Here is a 4,474-nt window from a genome sequence, read left to right on the forward strand (position 1 = left end):
CATTTGGCGGTGCGGATGCGGGCGAGCTTGTAGGCGTCCAGGATCGACAAAGCATAGATCAGGAAGCCGCCGGCGTGACGGCCGACGAAGCTGGCATCGGGCGGCGCGATCTTGGCCGTCACCCATGCCAGGATCACCATGAAGAAAAGGAATTGAAGGCCGCGCACCGGCACGCCCAGAATGACGTGCCCGCTTCCCGGCAGCACGATTGCGGCGCCGAGAACCAGATAGGGATTGGCGGGTGCAGTGGCGGAACTGGTCATGCGGCCTGCCGTTCGCTTTTGTTGATCGCGTCGCGAAGCGCCGACACCGACATCAGCAGCCTTTCGATCAGCGCGGGATCGAGTGCGGCGTCGCCGAATTCGGCCTGCCGGAAAACGCCATAGCGCGCCCGCTCGGCTTCGGCCAGAAGCCAGACGATGCGTATACCCTTGGGCGTGATCAGCAGTTCCTTGGCGCGCCCTTCGGAAAAGATCTCGATATGGCTGGCGATCAGGCCTTGCGGAAAGCGCGCCGCCCTGCGGTCGGTGCGCAGCACCGACTCGGCGGGAAATCCCGGAGCCTTGGGCAGCGTATGCTCGAGATGATCGAAATTGGAGAAGGTCGTCGGCGAGCCCGGCCGCATCATCATGTCGAAGGTGGCTGGTACCGCGACCTCTTCGGTGATCGAAACACTGAGCCAGCGCGCCGGCAGTTTGCGCGTCGCCAGCGTATCGACGATGGTGCGCACCTGGACACGTTTGCTGTTCCAGGATCCTTCCCAGGTGATGACGCCGGCGGTGCCATCCGAAACATTGGCAGCATCGGCGATGATTGTGCGGATGCGGTCCTGCTCGACGGCGAGCGCCATCGATGCCCTGCTGCGGCTGGCACGCGCTTGCCAGGCAAGGTGGAGAACGACAACCAGGACAATGGCCCCGGCCAGCAGTGCTGATGTCAGATCGGACATTTTCTCATGCCAGGCCCGCCCGGGATCCGGACGGGCCTACTCCCATCAATAACCCTGCGGCTTTGGCCACGGCATGGTGAACTGGTCGCCGCGCCGCACGAATTTGTAACGGTAGAAGTGGAACCACAGCGAGATCAGGAAGTAGAAGGCGACCATGGCGATCAGCTGCGAGCCGAAGCCGAGGAAGATGGCGAAGAAGGTCACCACGCACAGGCAGAACAGCACCATGGCCGGGATCGGATGGAAGGGGTGGGTGTAGCCTCGGCGGATCGAGCCCAGCGGCCATTTCTTGCGGAACATGATGATGTTGATGCTCATGAACGTGTATTGCAGCACCCCCGACAGGATCGAAAAGGTGATCGCCTGGTTGAGGTCGGCGATGAAGGCGAAGGCCAGCGCGATCGGCAGCAGGAACAGGATCGAGCGATAGGGCGTGCGATATTTCGGATGCACGGCCGAGAACCATGTCGGCAGATAGCGGTCGCGGCCGAGCGAGAACCAGGCGCGCGCCGCATCGTTGATGCAGCCATTGGCCGACGCCAGCGCGGCGAGCAGCGTGGCGACGAACAACAGGTTCTCGAGCAGCGGGCTGCCGGTCAGCTTGCCGGCGTCCCACAGTGGATAGTAGGTGATGCCGAGATATTCCCAGGGCATCAGGGAGGCGCAGACATACCAGGTCATGGCCGCCGCGATCAAAAGCGTGATCATGCCGGCCATGGTGCCGTAAGGCAGCGAGCGGGCCGGGGAGCGCACTTCCTCGGCGGCCTGTGTGGTGCCTTCGATGCCGAGATAGTACCATATGCCGAACTGGAAGGCGGCGATGACGCCGATCCAGCCATAGGGAAGCGCATTGCCTGGGGTGACCAGTTCGTTCAGCTTCAGCACCGCGCCTTGCGTCCACGGGCTGACCGAAAAGAACAGGATGACGATCGAGATATAGGCGATCGCGGTGATGACGAAGTTGACGTTGAGCGTCATCAGCACGCCGCGATAGTTCAGCCACGCCAGCACGACGATGGTCGCGGCGATGAAGGAATTGTGGGTGAGCCCTTCGACGCCGGCCTTGGCGACGATGGTGTCGCCGAGCAGGATGGCGTCGGACACTTCGAGCATCGTGTAGGCAAAGACCAGGAACAGCGCGACGTTGAACGCCATCAGCGGTCCGACGATGTGCTTTGCCTGCGCATACTGGCCGCCAGCGGCGGCCACGGTCGATGTCACCTCGGAATCGATCATCGCGACCGAGGTGTAGAGCAATCCGACGACCCAGCAGACGATGAGCGCGGCCAGCGCGCCACCCTTGTCCGCCGAGAAATTCCAGCCGGTGAATTCGCCGACCAGGACGATGCCGACGCCGAGCGCCCAGACATGGGCCGGTCCGAGCACGCGCAGGAGTGAAACTCTGTCCCCTTGGACAGCCGGGGCAGCCGGTTCAAGTGCGATCGTCATTGTTCAATCCTCACTCAGATCCGGTGTTTTTCGGAAGTGGCTTCCAGTTCGCCTTCGCGCGACGAGGTCAGCACCTCTTCGGAGAAGGTCGTGTCGACCTTGAACCAGTCGTAAAGCATCCACAAAGCGAGCACGATCGAGATGCCCCAGCATGCGTAAGAGAGTGCCACCCACATGATCGTGTCCCCGAATTAAATCGTCCTCAGAACTCTTACTTGTCGTCGAATTTTTCGTTGATGACGTCGCGATATTCGCGGTCGGATGCGCGAAACAGGAAGACGAAATAGCCTATCAGCACCGCAGCCATTATGATCAGCGTCGGCCAGTCGATGACATAATGGAAGCGGTTCTGGATGATGTCGTGCGCGGTCTCGGGCGTGTAGCCGAGCTTTTCCCAGATCGAGGCCATGGTCGGGTTCTGGCCGAGCGCTTCCCACGTCTTGGCGTCGAGCGCGTCGATGGATTTCGCCGCACCGGCGAGGCCCAGTTTCAGCGGCAGCCACAGCGCCACGAAAATGGCGACGACGACGACGGCGATGTCGAAAACCTGCCCGGCCTTGCTCTGCTCCGGCGGCGTGTAGCGGGACATTTCTTCTACCCCTCAGGACTTGCGGTTGCGGAATGCGTCGGCGTTCTTGATGTCGAGCCCGTAGATGAATTCCTTGTCTTCCTTGTAGTGCTTGACCATCGCCAGGATGGCGGCCGTGTTGAAGATCAGCACGGCGGCGGCGGCGATCGCGACCACGGCCTTGATGCCGCTGTGCGGGATGTAGGGCCATGTCATGAGCAGGACGAAGAGGATCGTCGCCCACAGGCAGACGATCAGGAGCGCAGATCCGCGCACGTCGGAGCGGTACAGCGCTTCGATGCGCTGTTGCATGTCTGACATCGGTTTTCCCCTTTTTCCAACGCCAGGCCCCGAATTGGCCGGCCGCTGCCCTCTTTCAAGAGAGTGAAATTTTTTTCATAAATTCAGTCCGAATCCCGCAATTGTCAAGCGCGATTTACGTGAGGTTAACTGTTTGCTTTGCGCGGTGGATTTTGCCTGACAATGAAATTAATTGCTTATGGGTATTGCGGCGTCCTGGCGTTTGCGATCAATATTCGGTCAAAGCTCCCGCCACTGCGCAGGGGGCAGGGAACAGCAGAGCATTATCGAAACGGAGGACGAGCGGATGACGGCATCCTGGAGATTTTCGACCCTGGCGGATCGCCACCGAGCGCTCGGTTCGAAGCTCGAAGACTGGAGCGGCATGGGAACCGCCTGGACCTACGACAAGGATGCCGACGAGGAGTACATCGCCATCCGCACCAAGGCTGGCCTGATGGATGTCTCCGGCCTCAAGAAGGTGCACATCACCGGGCCGCATGCTTCACACCTGATCGACCTGGCGACGACGCGCGACGTCGAAAAGATCTATCCCGGCAAGTCGGCCTATGCCTGCATGCTGAACGAGGCGGGAAAATTCACCGACGATTGCATCCTCTACCGCACCGGCCCCAATGCCTGGATGGTCGTGCATGGTTCGGGCACCGGCCATGAAGAATTGCAGCGGGCGGCTATGGGCCGCGACGTGTCGCTGCGCTTCGACGACAATCTGCACGATCTTTCGCTGCAGGGGCCAACCGCCGTCGACTATCTGGCCAAGCACGTGCCGGGCATTCGCGACCTCAACTATTTCCATCATATGCAGACGCAACTGTTCGGTTTGCCCGTCATGATCTCGCGCACCGGCTACACCGGCGAGCGCGGCTACGAGATCTTCTGCCGCGGCCAGGATGCCGGCACGATCTGGGACAGGATTCTCGACGAGGGCAAGAGCGCCGGCATCATTCCGTGCCGCTTCACCACCCTCGACATGCTGCGGGTGGAAAGCTACTTGCTGTTCTACCCCTACGACAATTCGCAGAAATACCCGTTCGAGAACGAAGGACCCGGCGACACGCTGTGGGAACTCGGCCTCGACTTCACCGTCAGCCCCGGAAAGACCGGCTTTCGCGGCGCCGAGGAGCATTATCGCCTCAAGGGTAAGGAGCGCTTCAAGATCTACGGCGTTCTGCTCGACGGCAAGGAGC

The 4,474-nt window shown here is 61.1% G+C and carries 7 protein-coding genes; 1 reads left to right on the plus strand and 6 read right to left on the minus strand.

Annotation, left to right across the window (positions count from 1 at the left end; all coding sequences use genetic code 11):
* The 6 genes from EN994_RS19340 to EN994_RS19365 all read right to left on the minus strand — a co-directional run.
* A partial coding sequence (locus EN994_RS19340; RefSeq protein ID WP_127307729.1) for a hypothetical protein occupies positions 1-263 on the minus strand: 263 nt, incomplete at its 3' end.
* On the minus strand, positions 260-949 hold the full coding sequence (locus EN994_RS19345) for a hypothetical protein (RefSeq protein WP_024502593.1): 690 nt from the start codon (positions 947-949) through the stop codon (positions 260-262). The genes EN994_RS19345 and EN994_RS19340, both read right to left, overlap by 4 nt.
* Before the next feature lie 45 nt (positions 950-994).
* Positions 995-2,398, minus strand: a complete 1,404-nt coding sequence (locus tag EN994_RS19350; RefSeq protein ID WP_024502594.1) for an amino acid permease — start codon at positions 2,396-2,398, stop codon at positions 995-997.
* A gap of 14 nt (positions 2,399-2,412) precedes the next feature.
* A complete protein-coding gene (locus EN994_RS19355; protein WP_013532900.1) occupies positions 2,413-2,574 on the minus strand; it encodes a hypothetical protein in 162 nt (53 codons plus the stop codon).
* Positions 2,575-2,609: 35 nt separating this feature from the next.
* A complete protein-coding gene (locus EN994_RS19360) occupies positions 2,610-2,987 on the minus strand; it encodes a hypothetical protein (protein ID WP_013532899.1) in 378 nt (125 codons plus the stop codon).
* Positions 2,988-2,999: 12 nt separating this feature from the next.
* Positions 3,000-3,287 carry a hypothetical protein gene (locus EN994_RS19365; RefSeq protein ID WP_013532898.1) on the minus strand — a complete coding sequence of 96 codons (288 nt, stop codon included), beginning with the start codon at positions 3,285-3,287 and terminating at the stop codon, positions 3,000-3,002.
* A 286-nt stretch (positions 3,288-3,573) separates the two neighbouring features.
* Between EN994_RS19365 and EN994_RS19370 the strand changes: the two genes are divergently transcribed.
* A partial coding sequence (locus tag EN994_RS19370) for an aminomethyltransferase family protein (protein ID WP_164746016.1) occupies positions 3,574-4,474 on the plus strand: 901 nt, incomplete at its 3' end.

The sequence above is a fragment of the Mesorhizobium sp. M7A.F.Ca.CA.002.09.1.1 genome, from assembly GCF_003998555.1.
In the GTDB taxonomy this organism is placed as follows: domain Bacteria; phylum Pseudomonadota; class Alphaproteobacteria; order Rhizobiales; family Rhizobiaceae; genus Mesorhizobium; species Mesorhizobium ciceri.

Bases quoted from the DNA above. Each gene is read 5' to 3' on its own strand.
- EN994_RS19345 (WP_024502593.1), bottom strand. From the start codon at position 949: ATGTCCGATCTGACATCAGCACTGCTGGCCGGGGCCATTGTCCTGGTT.
- EN994_RS19350 (WP_024502594.1), bottom strand. From the start codon at position 2,398: ATGACGATCGCACTTGAACCGGCTGCCCCGGCTGTCCAAGGGGACAGA.
- EN994_RS19355 (WP_013532900.1), bottom strand. From the start codon at position 2,574: ATGTGGGTGGCACTCTCTTACGCATGCTGGGGCATCTCGATCGTGCTC.
- EN994_RS19360 (WP_013532899.1), bottom strand. From the start codon at position 2,987: ATGTCCCGCTACACGCCGCCGGAGCAGAGCAAGGCCGGGCAGGTTTTC.
- EN994_RS19365 (WP_013532898.1), bottom strand. From the start codon at position 3,287: ATGTCAGACATGCAACAGCGCATCGAAGCGCTGTACCGCTCCGACGTG.